The sequence below is a fragment of the Aminobacter sp. BA135 genome (assembly GCF_050859125.1).
GTDB lineage: Bacteria > Pseudomonadota > Alphaproteobacteria > Rhizobiales > Rhizobiaceae > Aminobacter > Aminobacter ciceronei.
This window is the reverse complement of sequence record NZ_CP139572.1, coordinates 4,401,814-4,421,226: the sequence shown is the minus strand read 5'-3', so window position 1 is coordinate 4,421,226 and position 19,413 is coordinate 4,401,814. Positions and strand designations below refer to the sequence as shown.

The window sequence follows — 19,413 nt, the reverse complement described above, 5'->3', positions numbered from 1 at the left end:
CTCTGGATCATTTTTCCCTTACGGTGTAAGGTAAGCAAATTGATGATCCTTACAGTGTAAGTTGTCAAGGTGAGCGGATGGACAGGGCGATCAACAAAAAGCGAGCGAAGCTGTCGCGCGATAGGATCGAGCGGGCCGCCTTCGAGGTCATCGAACGTGAAGGACTGGCCGGCTTTTCGATGCGCAAGCTGGCGCAGGCGCTCGGTTGCGAGGCGATGAGCATCTACCATCATTATGCCTCGCAGGCGCATCTGTTCGAGGCGCTGGTCGAAAGGCTGGTCGGTGAACTGGAGGTCCCGCCGCGCGAGCTGCCCTGGCGCCAGCGGGCACGGGCTGTGATGGGCGACTTCCGCGCCATCGGGCGTGCGCATCCGGCCTTCGCGCCGTTCCTCGTCACCTACCGGATGAATTCGCCCAAATGCCTGGCCTGGCTCGACGGCGTGCTCGGCGTGTTCGAGGATGGCGGCTTCGGCAAGGAGCGCGCCGCCCGGCTGTTCCGGGCCACCGGCTATTATCTGATGGGGGCGATCCTCGACGAGACGGCAGGCTACGCCAGGGGCGCCTCGGCGGTGACCACTGTCGACGACGAACAGTTGCGCCGCGACTATCCCAATGTCGCTGCCGCCGGTCCGTTCTTTACGGTCGCCGAGTTCGACAAGACCTTCGAGCTCGGCCTCGACATGCTGCTCGACGAGATGGAGCGGGAAGTTGCCTCGTTTGGCCGGGCGACCCTTTCCGCCTCGCCGCAAAAGCCGTAGTACGAAAAATCGCCCGGTCGGGGCGATTGCTGTTTCGGTCCAGAGTAACGAGCGACATGCGGTTCCTGTTTCTGATCATCCTGCTTGCCGGCACCGGTCTCGGCATACTCTATCCCTGGGCGACGACCAATTTTGCCGGGCGCGAGATCGGCACCTACCGCGCCTATGACCGGTCAGGCGGCTATCGCCCGGTCGAGGTCGCGCTGGCGTCGAGCGATGCGCCGGTGCGTGTGCTGGTGGATCTGACCACGCTGGCGCCGCCGCAGGTCAATCCGGCAAGTGCCGTCTTGACCATCACCGCCTCGACGCGCGGCCAGACGGTGCTGGCCGAGGCGCTGAATTTTTACGACACCACGCCGCGCGAGCGCAGCCCGCAATTGCCCGATCCGGTGTTCCGCGACGATGCCGGGCTGATCCGCGAGATCCAGCCGGGCAGCTACCGCTTCGTCATCGAGCAGGGCGATGCCGACAACGTCCAGATCCAGCGTGTCGATCTCATCTTGCGTTCAGGCGGCCTCGAGGTCGACCAGCGGGCGCAACCGATCGGGCTGTCGCTGATGGCTGTAGGCTTCGTCGGCCTGGTGCTGTCCTTGCGCCGCAGGAAGGACAGCCCGCCCGACAATCCAAACTCGCAGCCGCCCAAAGCACAGGCTCCTGCGCCGCGCTGGGGCAGGGACGCCGACAGGTCATGAACTATCGCCACGCCTATCATGCCGGAAACTTTGCTGATGTGGTCAAGCACGCCGTGCTCGCCCGGCTGGTCGACTATCTCAAGCGCAAGGACAAGGCGTTCCGCGTCATCGACACCCATGCCGGCATCGGGCTTTACGACCTCGGATCGGAAGCGGCCGAAAAGACGGGCGAGTGGCATGACGGCATCGGCCGCCTGATCGACGCCCGATTGCCCGCTGACGCCGCAGCTCTGCTGGCGCCCTATCTCGACGCCGTCAGGGCCGTCAACGCAGAGGGCGGCATCTCGCGCTATCCCGGCTCGCCTGTCATTGCGCGGCATCTCATGCGCAAGCAGGACCGCTTGTCGGCGATCGAACTGCACCCCGAGGACGCAAGGACGCTTGCGGCGCAGTTCGAAGGCGATTTCCAGACCCGTGTCACCGAACTCGACGGCTGGCTGGCGCTGGGCGCCCATCTGCCGCCCAAGGAAAAGCGCGGCCTGGTGCTCGTCGATCCGCCTTTCGAGATCGGCGGCGAGTTCGACCGGCTTGTCGATGGCCTGAAGAAGGCGCATCGGCGCTGGCCCGGCGGCATCTTCGCTTTGTGGTATCCGGTCAAGGACCGCAAGGCGGTGGCGGCGTTCCGTGAGGCGCTCGGCGATGCCGGCATCCCCAAGATCTTGGACATCGAGTTCTACATCAGGCCGCCCTCGGCCGAGCCGCGCCTCGACGGCACCGGCATGGTGGTGGTCAACCCGCCTTACCAGCTCGAAAGCGAGCTCGAGACCATGCTGCCGGCGCTCGGCAAGCTGCTGGCCGAAGGCCCCGGCGCGCGTTGGTCGGTCGAGTGGCTGGCGGGCGAAACAGCGGCTTCTTGACCGCGAAGCGGCGACACCGCAAACTGCGCGCCTCAAGCCTTGGAGTGGGAACCATGAGTCGCGTCGCCAGCACCATCTTTGCCGCCATGATCGGCCTCGGAACGGCCCTGTCGGGCGCGGGCTCCGCGCAGGCAGCCGACCTCTCCGTCGGCGCCGACTATTCCGATCCGGGCATCTGCGGCAACGCTGCCGTGCTCAACCGCATCACCAGCCGCTTCAGCTACCAGGTCCGCCACGTGCCGAACCTGCCTGAGGTTGCCATCACCGACTTCCAGCGCATCCACGAACACCGCTACGAGCCGGCCGACGAGAACCATCCGATCGGCCGCCGCTATTGTGGCGCGACAGTGGTTCTGTCCGACGGTGCCGACCGCGACATCTGGTACCTGATCGAGGAAGGCATGGGTTTTGCCTCGATCGGCGACAATGTCGAGTTCTGCGTCTCGGGCTTCGACCGCTGGTACGTCTATAACGGCCGCTGCCGCGTCCTGCGCTGAGGCGAGCCGGGCTGACATGATCCGCAATTTCGTAAAGGCCGCGCTGACAGCTGCGGCCTTTGCCTTGCTGGCGGCCTGTGCGCCGGCCGAGCAGTCGCAACCCGCCGACAAATCTGCCACCGGAGCTGCCGACAAGGCTGCCTCTGGGACTGCCGACAAGCCCGTCACCGGGTTTGCCGGCAAGCCCGCCACCGGGCCTGCCACTGGGGCGCAGCAGGCGGCTGTCCCGCGTGGACAAGGGTTCGACTTCTACGTGCTGGCCCTGTCCTGGTCGCCGAGCTATTGCGAGGCCGAGGGTGAGCAGGCCAACGGCCAGCAATGCCGCGCAGGCCGCCCCTATGGCTTCGTCGTGCATGGCCTGTGGCCGCAAAATGAGCGCGGCTATCCCGAGAACTGCCCGACAAACGTCAGCGACGTATCAAGCGACAGGCTGCGCGGCCTCTACGACCTGATCCCCTCGGCCGGCCTGATCCGTCACCAGTGGCGCAAGCATGGCACATGCAGCGGGCTTAGCCAGGACGACTATTTCAAGGTCTTGCGGGCGGCCCGCGACAGAATCGAAATTCCAAAGGAATTCAAGAGCCTGGCGAGCTATCGCACGCTGGCGCCCGGCCAGGCCGAGCGTGCCTTCCTGCAGTCCAATCCCGATATGCCGGCCGATGCGGTCGCGGTGACCTGCGACAGGCGCTATCTGCGCGAACTGCGCATCTGCATGGGCAAGGATCTCGCCTTCCGCGCCTGTCCCGAGATCGACCGCCGCGCCTGCCGGCTCGACAAAGTGGTGATGCCGCCCGTGCGCGGCGGCTGATTTTTGCCCCTGATTGTGGCGAACTCCGATTCTGGCGCCCTGATTCCGGCAGCCGGATGTTGCCGGAACAGCACGTGCTGATATGGTCGCCGCGCAAAAGGGGACCTCCATGCCGAAACTCTTCTATTCCTCCGCTTCGCCCTACAGCGGCAAGGTCCGCATGGCGGCCGCTTACGTTGGCATTTCAGTCGAATCCGTCACCGTCGAGACCGGCCCGCAGCCGGCGCTTTTGACCGACGCCAATCCGCTCGGCAAGATCCCGGTCTGGATCACCGACGACGGCCAAAGCATCTATGACAGCCGCGTCATCACCCAGTATCTGAACCGGCTGTCCGGCAACAAGCTGTTCCCGCGCAATGCCGACAAGCGCCTCGATGCCGAGCGCCTGGAGGCGCTGGCCGACGGCATCTGCGATTGCCTGCTCGCGATCGTCTACGAACGCCGCGGGCGTCCGGAAGAGATCATTCACCAGCCCTGGATCGACAAGCAGTGGTCGAAGGTGACGCGTTCGCTCGACCTGCTCAACGCCAATCCGCCGAAGCTGCCCAAGGCGATCACCACGGGCCAGATCGCGCTTAGGGCGGCGATCGGCTATCTCGACCTGCGCTTCCCCGGCAAGTGGGAAAAGGGCCGCCCGCGCCTCAAGCGCTGGGCCGCCCGCTTCGACGAAAAATTCCCCGAGCTGAAGGCCATCGTCCCGCAAGGCTGAGAGCCTGCGGCCGGACGCGGTTGCTCAGCCCTTGTGCTCAAACCTTGTGCTCGGGCCTGGCGCTCAGCCTTGATTGGACAAGGGCAGCCAGCCATCGGGCAGGATGTCGGGATTGCTGGCCTTGGGATCGGCAAACCACGCCGCCGGCCCGATGACGATCTTGTCGGGCGACGGGTTGAGCCAGGCGCCCCACCAGGAAAAGCTTGAGTTGGCGATGATGTGATGGCGGCAGGCGCTCATCAGGCGCATGTCCTCATAGTCGGCGTCGCGGCCATTATGGCCCATCACCCGTTTCTCGACCGGGAAGGCGAGGTTGTCGCGGGCCCAACTGGGATCGTCCGAGAAGACATAGATGACCGGCTCTTGCCGCATCGTCGCGATCATCTGGTCCACGGCCTTGGCGTAATACTGCTTGGAGCAGGCGGCAAACAGCGCCTGGTTCTCCGGCAGAAGATAGTCGCCGCGCCGGACATGCAGCGAGATCGCCGGGCAGGCGGCGATTTCGGCAAGGTGCCGGGCGTTCTCCGGGCTGGGCGGCGTGACGATGCGGAAATCGTTGGCGATCACCTCGATGCAATCGGCGAAATAACGCTGCGACTGCCAGTAGCCGTCGAGCCAGAGATTGCTGCGCGGGACAAGCATGCCGGCATCGAAGCCGAGGCCGTTCTCCCTGACCCGGGTCGGGAACCGCCCCAGCGCGTGCCAGAGATAATAACGCAGCCGCTCCTGCTTGCGCCGTGGCGGCAGCGTGCCTGAGGTGACGGCCGGGCCGATGTTGAAATGGCCGAGCCGGAAGCTCACCGAGGGCGAGCTGTCGAACCACCTGGTATCGAGCACAAGCGCGCTCCGGCTGCGCAACGCCATGGCGCGGCCCATGGCGAACTGGAACATCTGGTTGCCAAGGCCGCCATAGATGGTGCTGACGATGCTCTTTTTCATCGGTGTCGGTCGCTGCAAATCATGCCGCTTAGTGCCAGCGGCGACAGCCGAAATCAAATCCGAAGCGGCGGATGTTGTGGCAGATGGAAAACGGCAGGGTGGTCGTCTTGGTGACGATTGTTGAGCGATGCCTCCTCACATCGTCATCCCAGAGTCTCCGCGACGTCGCTTCGCTCCTGCTCCGCCCTAGGATGACGAAGTGGTGGGCATGCGCAGCGGGCCTAGGTGGTCTTGGCTTGCCGAGCGCGGCCTCTCGACTTCGTCATCCCAGAGGCTTGACCCGAGAGTCCATGCCGTGAGGGTAAGGAATATGAGGGGGTGCAGAAAGAGCACGCGTCCTGCACCGCCTGGGCCCGGTGGCAATGTCACGGCATGGATCCCAGGGTCTCCGCGACGTCGCTTCGCTCCTGCTCCGCCCTAGGATGACGAAGTGGAGAGGCCGCTCGTGGCAACCGGCTCACCACCTAAAGCCCGCGACGACGCCCCCCCCCTTCGTCATCCTAGGGCGGAGCAGGAGCGAAGCTCCGTCGCGGCGACCCTAGGATCCATGCCGTGAAGGTGAGGAATGTCGAGAGGGCAGAAGAAAAAGCACTTGTTTGCTCGCCTGAACACAGTTGCCATGCCGTGAACGTGAGGAATGCGGAGAGGGCAGAAGAAAGAGCTCTCAAGACGTGGCCCTGGTGAGCTCGCCACGAATGATGCGGCTTGCTGACGGCGGCGACAGCGCAAAGTAGTTCCGGAGTGCTCGTCCGTGTCGGCCAAATGACGGTTCGGACAATCCGCAAGCGCGGGAAGGTGGCCGCCGACCAAGCTTATGCACAGCCGTCTCGCCGCCGCTGTATCCAACCTGCAATGTCTCGTCTAATGGGCGGTCGAGGCAGGCGTTACAATGTCGCCAGCCAGCACAGGGTCAACAATGTTCCGACAGTTACTCGGCCAGTTTGGTGTTCTCGAAAGGCCCCGGGAGCCGCTGGTGCTGCTGCGCGAAGGTTTGTGCGCGCGCCTCGGGCTGAAGACGGCGATCCACGTCGGCGCCCATTATGGCGAGGAGCGTGATGCTTACGAGGCGCTCGGGCTGACCGACGTGTTGTGGGTCGAGGCCTCGACACACGTCTACCAGGAACTCGTCGAGCGCCTGGCAAAGCCGACCGGACACGGCACGCGCCATGTCGCGGTGAATGCCTTTGCCTCCGACAAGGCAGGCGACGAGGTCGTGCTGCGCCAGTTCAGCAATGAGGGGGCGTCGAGCTCGATCTTCGCGGCGACGGACCTGTTCCGTCAGACCTGGCCTCAGGTCAGCGAAACCGGCGGTTCCGAAGAGGTCGGCACCGACACGCTCGATCACATCGCCCTGGTCAACGGCTTTGAGAATGCCGACCTTGTGGCTGCCGACGTGCAGGGCGCGGAACTGCTGGTGCTGAAGGGCGCAACCGGCCTGCTGGCGCAAGCCAAGGCGGTAATCGTCGAAGTGTCGTTGCAGCGCTTCTATGACGGCGGCGTGCTGCAGCCGGAGCTGCGTGCCTATCTCAGGCAGTATGGCTTCATCGAAGTCAGGCGCCCGCCCAACCATGGCGACCAGCTGTTCCTGCGCAAGAGCCTGTTCGGCCCCCTCCGCCGCTTCAGCGACAGCATCAGGGAGCGTCGCGGCTAGAGCGCCGGCAGCGTCGCAACGGCAACAAAAAGGCCGGGCATGAGCCTGGCTTTTTCGTTGGTGGCTATGCTTGGGGCTGGGTGAAGGTGCGCGGTAGCCGGTCAATCAACAACTTCGCCAGTCGCGAGGGCATGAATGTCAGAACGCTTCGCCGGGCTATTACCCGTATTTGTCAGCAGGCTGCGAACGATCTCAACCGAATGCAGCTTGTTGGGTTGAACAGTGGCGGTGACCCCTGTCCGAAAATCAGGCAGAACTTGATCCAGAACAGATATCTTCGGTGACGTATGCCAATCACTGGCGCGCCGCCGATGCCAAGCCCCCAGCACCTCCCTGAACTTCTGGATCAAAGGGCACCCGTTAAGCGGGCGGGGTGACTATCCCGGGTACTCTTCGATGTAGCCAAAATCGGCCTTGCATCGTGGGCACACCGTATGTCGGCCGGCACCTTGCGAGGTTATGGTCTCGATCCACCGGTCGTCAGAAGCACAGGATGTGCAATATGGATGGCCAGCAGCGCCTCCGTCATCGTTCTTTCGATATCGGTACCCATTGACTAGAACGGTGTCCGCCTTAAAGCGCAGCGTCTCTTTGAGTGCCTCGATCTCCTGATCCTTTGCCTTTACCAAATCGCCGGCATCAAGGATGCCGTGCTTAGCGTCAGCTAGGGCCGAGCTGAGATCGGCAATCTTGAGTTTGAGCTCCGCTTTATCGAACTGGTTGTCGATGTCGCGGAGTTCCTTGGCCACACTGAGTGCGGCTGTGATTGCGCTTAGCGTGCTTGGTATGTCCATCGCCCCCTCCCATTGAGGCGCGCATCCTCCCATCACTCTCTGCACCTGTCGAGCGATTGGGGACTAGCCGATTGGGGCGAACTGATCGCCTAGGTTTGTAAAATATGCATATCGCGCATGAGGGTATTTGCGGCGATCCGCAGGCAAGTCGCTGATGGCTAGTTGAAATTTCCCGAACTGGGCATTGCTGGCGCAGAGGAAGGCAAGAAGTCCTTCAAATGAGGCGCTAACCTCGTCCAGTACGTCTCTGAGTAAGTTCGAAGCTGGAGTCGAAGTTTGGGGCACCGTGGGGTGCCTTATCTCGATTGAAGGTGGAGCAAATTGACCCGAGGGCATCAACCGGAAGTCACTAACCAGCATTTTCTCGTTGTCTTTGGGATGCACAACTGCGTTTCGCCACTGCCATATGCGGCTAAGCGGGGCCAAGCTGCCGGCTAGCCAAGCCAAGAGCTCATCGGGTTCGGAACCTTTGCTACGCAGGTATGCGTCCAAAGAGTCAGGGTGAGTGATCGACTTGCCGTAGAACACTCGAGCAATATCCATCGAGGACTTGATGGAATCGTGCGCGCGATGGAACGAGGCTTTGCACTTAGCTTCGAGCCCAGATATCGACGGAAGCGTAAAACTATGCTTCGCGTGGCTACCTGCCAACCCCTGAAAGGCACGAACAGTTTCCTCTTCCAACTTCCCCACATCGTCAGCGACGGCTGCGAGGTGTAGGGCAACGTCCAAAGCCGATTGCCGTGCGGAATCGCAATTGATAGTTGGCGGAAAAAACTGCTGATCAAGGAGACGATCAGCAGTCAGAAGCGTACGCCCCAGCAACTGACTTTCCGATCCTATCGATAAGATCCTCTGATGGGCGTTCGGAATGTCTGGGTTTGTACGCTCGGGATCGATTGAATCCGCAAGCAGAACTTCATAGACCGCGCGCTCCTTAATGATGAGCAGCCGCCCGCCGAGCTTAACGAAGCCTGATACTGCGCCCTCGTCGGTGCCGCCGACCGACATCCTGGCTGCACCTTCTCGAACCGCATCGATGTATCGTTTTGTCGTCATTGCGGCCCCCTTTGAGAAAAAATCAGACCAGAAGTCTATCAAGTTAGCCGGACTTGAGTTCGGCAATTCGCTTTTGAATGGCCGCAAGTAACCGATCCGCTTGATCGCGCAGACCTTCCGCATTGATGATGTCGGAATCGGAGAGCCGATCGTGCAGTGCACGGTCGATCGCCAACCGCATGGACTTCGCAGTCGATGCCGCCTTGGCCTCAACCTTCCTCAGCGCGGTGACATTCTTGGCGCCGGTCGCATCTTTGGCCAGCTCAATCAATCGGGAGGTGGTATCTGCGAGGTGCTGGCGAGCGCGAACTGACCGCTGCTCCCGCCAGTTCTCGGTCATCGATACGTGAGGTGACGGTCGACTATTTAGGTATGCTAGCGCGCAATCCTTGGCTTGATCGGCAGTCTGGTAGACGTCGGAGAAATACGGTTCGCGGTCGTCCCGGTCTGCCCTTGCAACGCAGAACTTGAAGCCAGCGTCCTGCGCGAAGACAGTCAGCCGATGGTTTCCAACAACGATAGACGGATTGCCGCTGTCGGACACTGCCCAACTCGGAGGAGCGGCGCCAAACAGCCACGATAATAGGCCCATCCCAACCCCCGTCTAAAATAGACGAAAAGTAGAGCAGGATAGATGGCAGTCGGCAAGAAGACTGGTGGACGCTCGAAAGGCACTCCAAACAAGGCTACGGCTCGCCGAGAAAAGGAAATCGCCAAGGGCGGCGATACACTTCTCGACTACATGCTGAAGGTGATGCGGAACCCGAAAGCAGATGCTTCCAGGCGCGACGACATGGCCAAGGCTGCGGCACCGTATGTGCATCCCAAGCTTGCAGCCCATCAGCACACTGGCCCGCGTGGCGGTCCATCCCCGTAATCGACCTGACGAAACTGAGTGGCGATGAACTCGATCAGCTCGAAAGCATCTTCGGCCCGCTTGCCGGACCCGGCGACGATGATGCGCCAGATCAGGCAGGAGAGGGCGAGGCGAGCAGCTGAGGCTGAACGGGAGCGGGTGGCTCGGGAAGCGCATCAGGGCGCGGTGCCGGACGCTGCTCGCCTATGTCATCCAGCTTGCGGGCAATGCGCTTATCGGTGCCTACGACTATTACCGGGCGCCGATCTAGATGTGGTCACGTTATCAATCGACCGGCACGGGAGCTGCCAGCGCTCGCCCAGCACAGGCCGGTCGACATGACACCGGAAAATCGAGACGCCCTCAGTGACAGCCTTCGGGCGCGTCCCGACAAGCATTCCGCTTCAAGCCGACGCCAACAAAAAAGCCGGGCGCGAGCCCGGCTTTTTCGTGTGTGCTGATCTCTGGGATCAGAACTTCATGCCGACGCCGAACTGGATGCGGTGATCCTTGTTCGAGATCTCGGTGTTGCCTGCGCCCAGCGCAAAGGTGTCGGTGCCGAGGTCGGTGTAGCGGTACTCGACGCGGCCGAAGACAGACTCGGTGAGCTTGACGTCGGTGCCGACGCCGGCGGTCCAGCCGAGCATGGTGTTCTTGTCTTCGATGCCGCCCTGCGTTGCCTTGACCTGTGCGCCAGCACCACCGGCGGTGGCGTAGAGCAGGATGTCAGGGGTCACGACATAGCCGAGACGGGCGCGCAGCGAGCCTTCGAAGCCGTTCTTCACCGAGGTACCGGCATTGTCGCCTTCGACGCCGCTGTAGCCGAGGTCGCCTTCAGCACCGAGGACGAAGTTGTCCATCTGGTAGTTGTAACCAGCGAAGGCGCCGCCGAGGAAGCCGCTGGTGCCGATCTTGTTGCCGGCAGCGTCAGCTTCACCGCTGAAGCCGTAGCCGAGCGTCACACCGGCATAGGGGCCGGACCAGGTGTTGACGGGGGGCTGTTCCATCGGCGCGGCAGGTGCCGGCGGCTCTTCCATGACGACGTCGGCAGCGAATGAAGGCATCGAGGCCAGCGCGACCAGGCCGAACGCCGCAGCAAGCGGACGAGCGTGCTTGAGAATGGCAGTCATTGTTTTACTCCTTAAGCCAACTAGACACTGGCTCTTTTTCAACTGGCGCCCCTAGCCCGTCCGGGGGGAGAAACGGGCTGGGCGCCGAACGGTTCCGAATGTCGGGTCGAAATGCGGCTGAACCGAACCTGAAACTGGGTGATTGCCCGGCGCAAATGAGGCTGAAGCGTGACGTTGCATCGCTGCAACAGCCGTGTCAGGAGCTTTGCCAGTCCTTTGCCTGAAGCCGCTTGGTACAAGGCGTTGGCCGTTCTATATCTCGCATGCAAGCCTGCTTCGCGGGCACGATTTGCGGCGGTATCCCGGGCATTCGCCACATTGCCGCCGGATCGATGAACGGCTTTTTACAGAGGTTACCAAAGGGTAGCCGAAAGCTGCCTGTGCGGAAGCCGGCAGACGGCATGAGAGGACTGGGATGGCTGAGATGGCGGGCAATGTGTTGGTGACGGGCGGGGCCAAGCGCATCGGCCGCGCCATCGTCGAAGACCTTGCCGCGCATGGCTTCGGCGTCGCCATCCATTGCAATCACGCGCGCAAGGCCGCCGACGATCTCGCCGCCACCATCAATGCAGGCGGCGGCCGCGCCGCCGTCGTGCAATGCGACCTCGCCGACATGGCTGATGTCGACGGGCTTGTCGCCGCTGCCGCGGCAGCGCTCGGCCCGATCTCGCTTCTGGTCAACAATGCCTCGGTGTTCGAGGTCGATTCGGTGACCGATTTCGACTGGGAGGTGTGGGACAGGCATTTCGCCCTGCATGTGAAGACGCCGGCACTGCTGGCCAAAAACTTCGCCGCCGCTTTGCCCGAGGGGACGGACGGCCTGATCGTCAACATGATCGACCAGCGCGTGCTCAAGCCGACACCGCATTATTTCTCCTATTCGCTGTCGAAGGCGGCGATGTGGGCGGCGACCAGGACGATGGCGCAGGCGCTGGCGCCAAGGATTCGCGTCAATGCCATCGGCCCCGGCCCGACGCTGCCGAGCGCGCGCCAGGATGCGGCAGCCTTCGCCGCCCAGCTCGACGGGCTGATCCTCAAGCACGGTCCCGCCCTCGGCGAGTTCGGCGCCACCATCCGCTATCTCTGGCAGTCGCGCTCGATAACCGGCCAGATGATCGCGCTGGACGGCGGCCAGCATCTTGCCTGGCAGACGCCTGACGTGACAGGCATGGTGGAATGAAACCACGTCATTCCGATACCGGCACCGGCCTCCCCAAGGGCGGCAAGGCTGCCGAAGACATGCCCGAAGCCGAGCTCGATGACGACGAGGCGGCGGAAGAGATCGTCATCACCTCCGGTCCGGACCTGCCTTTCACCGCCATAGACTGGACCGCGCATGCCGGCGATGCCGACGGCATGGTCGGCGCCGAGGTGATCCAGACGCTGGTCAAGCGGCTGCCCAATGCGCCCGGCGTCTACCGCATGATGAATGCGGCGGGCGACGTGCTCTATGTCGGCAAGGCGCGCAGCCTGAAGAAGCGCGTCACCAACTACGCGCAGGGGCGCTTCCACACCAACCGCATCGGCAAGATGGTGCGCGAGACGGCGACGATGGAGTTCGTCGTCACCCGCACCGAGATCGAGGCGCTGCTGCTCGAAGCAAACCTGATCAAGCGCCTCAGGCCACGCTTCAACGTCCTGATGCGCGACGACAAGTCGTTTCCTTACATCATGCTGACCAGCGACCACACGGCACCCGGCATCTACAAGCATCGCGGCGCGCGCTCGCGCAAGGGCGGCGATTATTTCGGCCCCTTCGCCTCGGCCCAGGCGGTCGGCCGCACCATCAACTCGCTGCAGCGCGCCTTCCTTTTGCGCAGCTGCACCGACTCGTTCTTCGACAACCGCACGCGGCCCTGCCTGCTGTTCCAGATCAAGCGCTGTGCGGCGCCTTGCACCGGCGAGATCTCGCGCGAGGGCTATGACGAGCTGGTGCAGGAAGCCCGGGACTTCCTGTCCGGCCGCAGCCAGAAGGTGAAGACGGAGATTTCGAGCCAGATGCAGCATGCTGCCGAGGAGCTCGATTTCGAACGCGCCGCCATCTATCGCGACCGCCTGGCGGCGCTGTCGCATGTCCAGAGCCACCAGGGCATCAACCCGCAGACCATCGACGAGGCCGACGTCTTCGCCATCCACCAGGAGGGCGGCCAGACCGGCATCCAGGTGTTCTTCTTCCGCACCGGCCAGAACTGGGGCAACCGCGCCTATTTCCCCAAGGCCGACCCGTCGCTGGAGGCGGCCGAGGTGCTCGGCTCGTTCCTGGCCCAGTTCTATGACGACAAGCCGTCGCCGCGGGCGATCCTTCTGTCGCATGGGGTCGAGGAACAGGAGCTGCTGGCCGAGGCGCTGTCCACCCGCGCCGGCCACAAGGTGGCGATCTCGGTGCCGCAGCGCGGCGAAAAGAAGGACATCGTCGACCATGCCGTGCAGAACGCCCGCGAGGCGCTCGGCCGCCGGCTGGCGGAAACCTCGACCCAGGCGCGGCTGCTCGAAGGTTTTGCCCAGACCTTCGGGCTGGACAAGCCGCCAGTGCGCATCGAGGTCTACGACAACTCGCACATCATGGGCACCAATGCCGTCGGCGGCATGGTGGTCGCCGGCCCCGAAGGCTTCGTCAAGAACCAGTACCGCAAGTTCAACATCCGCTCGACCGACATCACCCCCGGCGACGATTTCGGCATGATGCGCGAGGTGATGACGCGGCGCTTTTCGCGGCTGCTCAAGGAGCATGGCGGCGACCAGCCAGGGGCGGACGAGGCCGCCATGGATCAGGATGCTGACATCGAGGATACGGGCGCGTTTCCGGCCTGGCCCGACGTCATCCTGATCGACGGCGGCCAGGGCCAGATGACGGCGGTGCGGACCATGCTGGCCGAGCTCGGCATCGAGGACCGCGTGGTGGCGATCGGCGTCGCCAAGGGCCAGGACCGCGAAGCCGGACGCGAGCGTTTCTTCGTCAGGGGCAAGGAGTCGTTCTCGCTGCCGGTGCGCGACCCCGTGCTCTATTTCGTCCAGCGCCTGCGCGACGAGGCGCACCGCTTCGCCATCGGTTCGCACCGGGCGCGGCGCAAGAAGGAAATGGTCAAGAACCCGCTCGACGAGATCGGCGGCATCGGCCCGAGCCGCAAGCGCGCGCTGCTGCTCGCCTTCGGCACCGCCAAGGCGGTCAGCCGGGCGGCCGTCGACGACCTGATGGCCGTCGAAGGCATCTCGGAATCCATCGCGCGCCTTGTTTACAACCATTTTCACGATAATGGGTGATCAACGGGAATTGTCGTCCGGCGCCTGCCCGGGCTATCTCTAGACAGTTGACCCCCAAGCCCGCCTTCTGATTTCACTACGGCAGACGAAAGAGCATAAGAAACCATGGCCCAGCGCGCATTCAATCTGCCCAACATGCTGACCTATGCCCGCATTCTTGCCGTGCCGATGGTCGTGCTCTGCTTCTTCCTCGAAGGCCGGCTGCAATCGTCCGATTTCGCCCGCTGGAGCGCGCTGGCGATCTTCGTCGTCGCCAGCATCACCGACTACCTCGACGGCTATCTGGCCCGCGCCTGGCAGCAGACCTCCAACATTGGCCGCATGCTCGACCCGATCGCCGACAAGCTGCTTGTCGCCACCTGCCTGCTGTTGCTCGCCGCCGACACCGACAATCGCGGCGGCATCGCCGGCTGGTCGCTGTGGGCGGCGATCATCATCCTGTGCCGCGAAATCCTGGTCTCGGGCCTGCGCGAATATCTTGCCGCACTCAAGGTCAGCGTGCCGGTGACCCAGCTTGCCAAGTGGAAGACGGCGATTCAGATGGTGGCCATCGCCTTCCTGCTGGCCGGCCCGGCCGGCGACAAGATCTTTCCGCTGACCACCCAGATCGGCCTTGTGCTGTTGTGGATCGCCGCCCTTGTCACGCTCTACACCGGCTATGACTATTTCCGTGCCGGCCTGAAGCACATCATGGACGAGTGAGACCATGACCAAGCTCATCTATTTCGCCTGGGTGCGCGAGCGGATCGGCAAGGCCGAGGAAGAGGTCGAGCTGCCCGCCGAGGTCAGGACGGTCCGTGACCTGTTGTTGTGGCTGAAGTCGCGCGGCGAGGAATTCGAAAGCGCCCTGCAGCACCCCGAGGTGATCCGCGTCGCGATCAACCAGGAACATGTCGACCACCGCGAAGAGATCGGCAGCGCGCGCGAGATCGCGTTGTTTCCGCCGATGACGGGCGGCTGACCCCATGAGCGTCGTGCCTGTGGTGCGCATCCAGGCCGGCGACTTCGACGTCGCCGCCGAGATCGCGCTGATATCTGGGGGCAGGGCCGATGTCGGCGCCGTCGTCACCTTCACCGGCCTCTGCCGCGACGAGGCTGGCAGCCTGGCCGCACTTGAGCTCGAACATTATCCCGGCATGGCCGAGGCCGAGATCACCCGCATCGCCCAAGAGGCTCTGGCGCGCTGGCCGCTGGCCGGCATCACCGCCATCCACCGCTTCGGCAAGATCAGGCCCGGCGAGAACATCGTGCTGGTGGTCACCGCCTCCAGGCACCGGCAGGCCGCCTTCGACGCCGCAAACTTCCTGATGGACTATCTCAAGTCGCGCGCCCCGTTCTGGAAGAAGGAACATCTTGTCGACGGCAGCGAGGGCAGCTGGGTCGACGCCAAGGACAGCGACGACGCCGCCGCCGCCCGCTGGGCGAAGTCCTGAGCGATGCCGGCCGCGATTGCTCTCGGCGGCCATCGAACCACCTCATTCATTGGTAGTTTGGGCCTTGGTAGTGGCCCTTGTGGTTTTGGCGCTCGTGGCCCGCGGCTTGGCGGCCTCGGGGGCAGATGGACGGCGCGTCGCGCGCCCTGGCAACACCTGAAACGGAGAGGCAAACGTGCTCGGCAAACTCGCGGAATTCCTGATGTTCGGCATGACGCCGCTGCTGGTCGGCATGATGGCCGTTCCGACCCTGGCAACGGCTGACGAAACCCTTGTTACCGGCGAGGTGGTCTATCTCCAGCGCATCGCCTTGCCTGCGAATGCGGTGCTCGAGGTGCAGCTTGCCGACGTCTCGCTGGCCGACGCCCCCGCAAGGATACTCGGCGCGCAGAAGATCGATCCGGCGGGCCAGGTGCCGATCAAGTTCGCTATCCCCTTCGATCCCACCGCGATCAAGACCAACATGACCTACGCGTTGCAGGCGCGCATCAGCGTCGACGACCAGCTCTGGTTCATCAACGATGTCAGGCATTCGCTCGATCCGCTGACGGCGGGGCCGCAGACGATCCAGGTCAAGATGGTCCGCCAGTCCAGCACTGCCGAAGAGGTGACGATTTTCGACCGCGACTGGGTTGCTGAGGACATTGACGGCGCGGCCGCTCATGACAAGGCCAGGCCGACATTGCGCATCGCGAACGACGGCAAGGTCTCCGGTCGCGGCGGCTGCAACGGCTTCTTCGGCAGCGCCAAGGTCGACGGCCAAAAGGTGGCCTTCGGCCAGATCGGCTCGACCGAGATGGCCTGCGAGCAGGCGGTGATGGACCAGGAACACAAGTTCCATCAGGCGCTGGAGCGCGCTGCCAGCTTCAGGATCGTTGAGGGCAAGCTTGTGCTGGCCGACAAGGACGGCAAGGACATATTGCGTTTTGCCGCGGCAAGCTGAATCAGTTTCGCAACTGATTGAATCGGTTTCGCCTGAAACCCCGCCAAGCCGTTGAAATCTCTGGCCGGCAGGCAAGGCCAGCGGCAGAGAACCAAAGAAAAAGCCGGGGCGTTGCCACCCCGGCTTTCGATTCTGGATCAGCAACTTGTCAGCCGCTGTTCGACGGCCGGATCAGCCGACGATTTCGGTGCCCGAGAACCAGTAGGCGATCTCTTCAGCGGCGGTCTCGGGGGCGTCCGAGCCATGCACCGAGTTTTCGCCGATCGACAAAGCGTGGACCTTGCGGATGGTGCCTTCGGCAGCGTTTGCCGGATTGGTGGCGCCCATCACTTCGCGGTTCTTGGCAATGGCGTTTTCGCCTTCGAGAACCTGGACGATGGTCGGCGCCGACGACATGAACTCGACCAGCTCGCCGAAGAAGGGGCGTTCCTTGTGCACGGCGTAGAAGCCTTCGGCCTCGCGGCGGCTCATCCAGACGCGCTTCGAAGCGACGACGCGCAGGCCGGCGTCTTCGAGCATCTTGGTGATGGCGCCGGTCAGGTTGCGGCGGGTTGCGTCCGGCTTGATCATCGAAAATGTGCGTTCGATCGCCATGTCTGGTCCTTGTGATTTCTGGGATTTGCAGTGTGGCGGGCTCTATACAGGCCGCCCGCCGCATTGCCAAGGGGCTAGGCCGCCGCAGCCACGCGGGCAGCAAGGCCGTCATGGAGCTCGAGGCAACGGCCGAACCAGGCGGCGATCGGGTCGGCCGCGTCGAGCAGCTGGTAGGGCGTGGCGATGCGGGCCCATTGCAGCGCGCCGAAGACGATGTAGTCGGCAAACAGCGGGCGATCGCCGCCGATCCACGGCTGGTAGGTCAGCATGCTGCGCAGCGGCTCGAGCGACGCCCTGAAGCCCTGGAGCCCGGCATCGCGTCCGGCGCTGACCTCTTCGAGCGTCCTGCCGAAACGTGCCTCGCGGCTTTGAAGGAAATAGGCGGCGTTGGCCTCGTCCTGCATGCCGTGCAGGGCGGTCAGCGCGGCGACGCTGACGAACGGATGGATGGTCAGTTGCGACCAGCGTTCGATGAAGCGGGCATGGGCCTCGCCGCCGGCGCCTGAAAACAACGACGGCCTGTCGGGATAGGCCTGTTCGAGATGGAGCGCGATGGCGAAGGAATCGGCGACCACGATGTCGCCGTCGCGGATGACCGGGACGGTTTTCGAGGCACCGCCTTCGATATCGGGCACGTCGAGGAAACGTGTCGGCATGGTGCTGAAGTCCAGCCCCTTATGTGCCAGCGCCATCGCCGCTTTCCAGCAATGCGGGCTGAACGGGCGCGTCATATCGCTGCCGACGAGGTCGTAGAGGAGAATGGTCATTGGGTTCCCGATGGGCTGTAGTAAGAAGCTGATTTCGAAACACTTAGGGATATCGGATGAAACAGCATTTCATGATGTTGGCCGCTTACAATCAATGGGCCAATGAGCGCATCTATGAGGCCGCAGCCGAGCTCGAAACGCAAGACTATGAGCGCGACACCGGCGCCGTCTTCAAGTCGATGAAGGGAACGCTCAACCATCTGCTGGTCGCCGACCGTGTCTGGCTGAAGCGTTTCACCGGCGAGGGCGACGCGCCATCTCAGCTCGATGCGATCATCCATGCCGATTTCGACAGATTGCGCGCCGCGCGCCAGGCTGAGGACAGGCGCATCGTCGAGTGGATCGGCTCGCTCGGCGACAAGGCATTCACAGGGCGCTTCACCTACATGACCATCACCGACATGCGCACCATCTCGCAGCGGCTGGCGCCGGCCCTGATGCACCTTTTCAACCACCAGACGCATCATCGCGGCCAGGCGCACATGATCCTGACAGTTCTCGGGCGCCCGTCCGTAGCTCTCGATCTCATTTACTTCCAGCGCACCGAAGATGGCAGAGCATTCGCTTAAATTGCATAAAATTTTATGCTTGCAACGAACATAATGAAAAGGATTCGATCGTCTACTGCTTCATGTAACGCAATTCAGGGTGGCAGTAAAAAAGTTGATGATGTCCGGGGGGTAGGTGAAACTTATTGCCACGTGGGTTCGTTACTATGCCGGCAGCCAGTCTCAAGGCTGGGTGCTGGGATCGGCAACCACAGGGAGACTTCCATGACTGGTATATCGAAGGCAATTGCCAAGACACTGGCGGGTGGTATCGTTTTTGTGGCGCTCTGCGCGCCAGCCAGCGCCCTGGACATAGGCAACCGCAGCAGTGGACTTGGTGTTTCGATCGATTCAGGCGGAGTGGGCGCTACCGTCGGCGGGTCCGGCGGCGTCAATGCCGACATAGGCTTGGGTTCCGGCGGCAATCCGGGCGGCACAGGTGCCAACGTCAGCGCCAGCGTTGGCGGTTCCAATGGCATCAATGCGGGTCTGAACGCGGGCGCCGGCGGAAGCAAAGGCCTCGTCGACGCCACGGCCAAAGCCACCGTGGGCGGCAATAACGGGCTGGCCGCCAATGTCGGCGCCAATGTCGGCGGCAACAACGGGCTGGTCGGTGTGAATGCCAATGTCGGCCTCGCCGGCAACACGCTCGCCGACATCGGCGTCAACATCGGCGGACCCGGCATTGCCGGTCCTGGCGGTCCCGGCGGACCCGGCGGTCCTGGTGGCCCCGGCGGCCCCGGCATCAACCCAGGCGTCATCGGCGGCATGTCGCAGGCCCAGATCGCTGCCTATGTGAAGCGCTGCAAGATGGTGCTGTCCAACCCGGGTGCATTCGAAAGCGACCTGCGCGAACTGTGCAAGCTTTTGCGCACCGCAAGCCGCTGAGCCTTTCGCCAGATGTTTCGGACGGCCCGCCACCTGCGGGCCGTTTCGATTCCGGCGGTCGGTCGGCCCGGGCCCTTGTCATGAGCCGGTCTTTTGGCATGCCCCAGTATTTGTCATGACCCCGGTATTTGTCATGGCCCCGGTATTTGTCATGACCCCAGTATTTGTCATGAGATGTCTGGATCATCAGATAGCTGCCTCTGGGCAGCGTGACTTGCCTTGTCTTTGC

General features: G+C 63.2%; 24 protein-coding genes. 16 read left to right on the top strand and 8 right to left on the bottom strand.

All coding sequences use genetic code 11. The annotated features are described in order from the left end of the window. Positions 1–77: 77 nt before the first annotated feature. The 6 genes from SLT36_RS21580 (at position 78) to SLT36_RS21555 (ending at position 4,321) form a co-directional block, all read left to right on the top strand. Entirely contained in the window at positions 78–758 is a 681-nt protein-coding gene (locus SLT36_RS21580; RefSeq protein WP_432284360.1) for a TetR/AcrR family transcriptional regulator, read from the top strand. Between the two features lie 56 nt (positions 759–814). Beyond that, positions 815–1,450, top strand: coding sequence for a hypothetical protein (locus SLT36_RS21575; RefSeq protein WP_432284359.1), 636 nt, complete (start codon positions 815–817; stop codon positions 1,448–1,450). Further along, positions 1,447–2,307 (top strand): 23S rRNA (adenine(2030)-N(6))-methyltransferase RlmJ, encoded by an 861-nt coding sequence (locus tag SLT36_RS21570; protein ID WP_432284358.1) that lies wholly within the window; start codon positions 1,447–1,449, stop codon positions 2,305–2,307. The genes SLT36_RS21575 and SLT36_RS21570 overlap by 4 nt, the downstream gene beginning before the upstream one ends. 53 nt (positions 2,308–2,360) lie before the next feature. Beyond that, complete coding sequence (locus SLT36_RS21565; RefSeq protein ID WP_432284357.1) at positions 2,361–2,804, top strand: hypothetical protein; 444 nt, start codon at positions 2,361–2,363, stop codon at positions 2,802–2,804. Positions 2,805–2,820: 16 nt separating this feature from the next. Beyond that, on the top strand, positions 2,821–3,612 hold the full coding sequence (locus SLT36_RS21560) for a ribonuclease T2 family protein (protein WP_432284356.1): 792 nt from the start codon (positions 2,821–2,823) through the stop codon (positions 3,610–3,612). A 109-nt stretch (positions 3,613–3,721) separates the two neighbouring features. Beyond that, complete coding sequence (locus SLT36_RS21555; protein WP_432284355.1) at positions 3,722–4,321, top strand: glutathione S-transferase family protein; 600 nt, start codon at positions 3,722–3,724, stop codon at positions 4,319–4,321. A gap of 63 nt (positions 4,322–4,384) precedes the next feature. Here SLT36_RS21555 and SLT36_RS21550 read toward each other — a convergent pair whose 3' ends face one another. Then, positions 4,385–5,260, bottom strand: coding sequence for an alpha-1,2-fucosyltransferase (locus SLT36_RS21550; RefSeq protein ID WP_432284354.1), 876 nt, complete (start codon positions 5,258–5,260; stop codon positions 4,385–4,387). A gap of 916 nt (positions 5,261–6,176) precedes the next feature. Between SLT36_RS21550 and SLT36_RS21545 the strand changes: the two genes are divergently transcribed. Continuing rightward, positions 6,177–6,911, top strand: a complete 735-nt coding sequence (locus SLT36_RS21545) for an FkbM family methyltransferase (RefSeq protein WP_432284353.1) — start codon at positions 6,177–6,179, stop codon at positions 6,909–6,911. A 101-nt stretch (positions 6,912–7,012) separates the two neighbouring features. On the opposite strand, the gene SLT36_RS21540 is transcribed toward SLT36_RS21545, so the two are convergent. From SLT36_RS21540 to SLT36_RS21525, 4 genes are all read right to left on the bottom strand, one after another. Further along, positions 7,013–7,261: a hypothetical protein gene (locus SLT36_RS21540; RefSeq protein ID WP_432284352.1), complete on the bottom strand. Its 249-nt coding sequence runs from the start codon at positions 7,259–7,261 to the stop codon at positions 7,013–7,015. A 27-nt stretch (positions 7,262–7,288) separates the two neighbouring features. Further along, positions 7,289–7,705, bottom strand: a complete 417-nt coding sequence (locus tag SLT36_RS21535) for a hypothetical protein (RefSeq protein ID WP_432284351.1) — start codon at positions 7,703–7,705, stop codon at positions 7,289–7,291. Between the two features lie 63 nt (positions 7,706–7,768). Further along, the gene (locus SLT36_RS21530) at positions 7,769–8,764 is read right to left on the bottom strand and encodes a hypothetical protein (protein ID WP_432284350.1); all 996 of its coding nucleotides are present in this window, start codon (positions 8,762–8,764) and stop codon (positions 7,769–7,771) included. A 43-nt stretch (positions 8,765–8,807) separates the two neighbouring features. Then, entirely contained in the window at positions 8,808–9,308 is a 501-nt protein-coding gene (locus tag SLT36_RS21525) for a hypothetical protein (protein WP_432284349.1), read from the bottom strand. 90 nt (positions 9,309–9,398) lie between these two features. Between SLT36_RS21525 and SLT36_RS21520 the strand changes: the two genes are divergently transcribed. Then, positions 9,399–9,641, top strand: coding sequence for a hypothetical protein (locus tag SLT36_RS21520; RefSeq protein ID WP_432284348.1), 243 nt, complete (start codon positions 9,399–9,401; stop codon positions 9,639–9,641). A 449-nt stretch (positions 9,642–10,090) separates the two neighbouring features. Here the strand turns inward: SLT36_RS21520 and SLT36_RS21515 are convergent, their stop codons facing one another. After that, positions 10,091–10,750: an outer membrane protein gene (locus SLT36_RS21515; protein ID WP_432284347.1), complete on the bottom strand. Its 660-nt coding sequence runs from the start codon at positions 10,748–10,750 to the stop codon at positions 10,091–10,093. 415 nt (positions 10,751–11,165) lie between these two features. Between SLT36_RS21515 and SLT36_RS21510 the strand changes: the two genes are divergently transcribed. From SLT36_RS21510 to SLT36_RS21485, 6 genes are all read left to right on the top strand, one after another. Beyond that, positions 11,166–11,930 carry an SDR family oxidoreductase gene (locus tag SLT36_RS21510; protein ID WP_432284346.1) on the top strand — a complete coding sequence of 255 codons (765 nt, stop codon included), beginning with the start codon at positions 11,166–11,168 and terminating at the stop codon, positions 11,928–11,930. Continuing rightward, positions 11,927–14,011: an excinuclease ABC subunit UvrC gene (gene uvrC / locus SLT36_RS21505; protein ID WP_432284345.1), complete on the top strand. Its 2,085-nt coding sequence runs from the start codon at positions 11,927–11,929 to the stop codon at positions 14,009–14,011. The genes SLT36_RS21510 and uvrC overlap by 4 nt, the downstream gene beginning before the upstream one ends. Positions 14,012–14,116: 105 nt before the next feature. Further along, on the top strand, positions 14,117–14,713 hold the full coding sequence (gene pgsA / locus SLT36_RS21500; RefSeq protein WP_432284344.1) for a CDP-diacylglycerol--glycerol-3-phosphate 3-phosphatidyltransferase: 597 nt from the start codon (positions 14,117–14,119) through the stop codon (positions 14,711–14,713). A gap of 4 nt (positions 14,714–14,717) precedes the next feature. Beyond that, positions 14,718–14,972, top strand: a complete 255-nt coding sequence (gene moaD / locus SLT36_RS21495) for a molybdopterin converting factor subunit 1 (protein ID WP_192317632.1) — start codon at positions 14,718–14,720, stop codon at positions 14,970–14,972. Between the two features lie 4 nt (positions 14,973–14,976). Next, complete coding sequence (locus tag SLT36_RS21490; RefSeq protein WP_432284343.1) at positions 14,977–15,444, top strand: molybdenum cofactor biosynthesis protein MoaE; 468 nt, start codon at positions 14,977–14,979, stop codon at positions 15,442–15,444. 175 nt (positions 15,445–15,619) lie between these two features. Beyond that, the gene (locus tag SLT36_RS21485) at positions 15,620–16,387 is read left to right on the top strand and encodes an META domain-containing protein (protein ID WP_432284342.1); all 768 of its coding nucleotides are present in this window, start codon (positions 15,620–15,622) and stop codon (positions 16,385–16,387) included. A gap of 171 nt (positions 16,388–16,558) precedes the next feature. Here SLT36_RS21485 and ndk read toward each other — a convergent pair whose 3' ends face one another. Together ndk and SLT36_RS21475 are read right to left on the bottom strand one after the other, a co-directional pair. Continuing rightward, a complete protein-coding gene (gene ndk, locus SLT36_RS21480; RefSeq protein ID WP_067964005.1) occupies positions 16,559–16,981 on the bottom strand; it encodes a nucleoside-diphosphate kinase in 423 nt (140 codons plus the stop codon). Positions 16,982–17,055: 74 nt separating this feature from the next. Continuing rightward, the gene (locus SLT36_RS21475) at positions 17,056–17,748 is read right to left on the bottom strand and encodes a glutathione S-transferase family protein (protein WP_432284341.1); all 693 of its coding nucleotides are present in this window, start codon (positions 17,746–17,748) and stop codon (positions 17,056–17,058) included. Positions 17,749–17,804: 56 nt separating this feature from the next. Between SLT36_RS21475 and SLT36_RS21470 the strand changes: the two genes are divergently transcribed. Together SLT36_RS21470 and SLT36_RS21465 are read left to right on the top strand one after the other, a co-directional pair. After that, on the top strand, positions 17,805–18,317 hold the full coding sequence (locus tag SLT36_RS21470) for a DinB family protein (RefSeq protein WP_432284340.1): 513 nt from the start codon (positions 17,805–17,807) through the stop codon (positions 18,315–18,317). Between the two features lie 204 nt (positions 18,318–18,521). Continuing rightward, positions 18,522–19,184, top strand: a complete 663-nt coding sequence (locus tag SLT36_RS21465; RefSeq protein ID WP_432284339.1) for a hypothetical protein — start codon at positions 18,522–18,524, stop codon at positions 19,182–19,184. Positions 19,185–19,413: the final 229 nt, after the last annotated feature.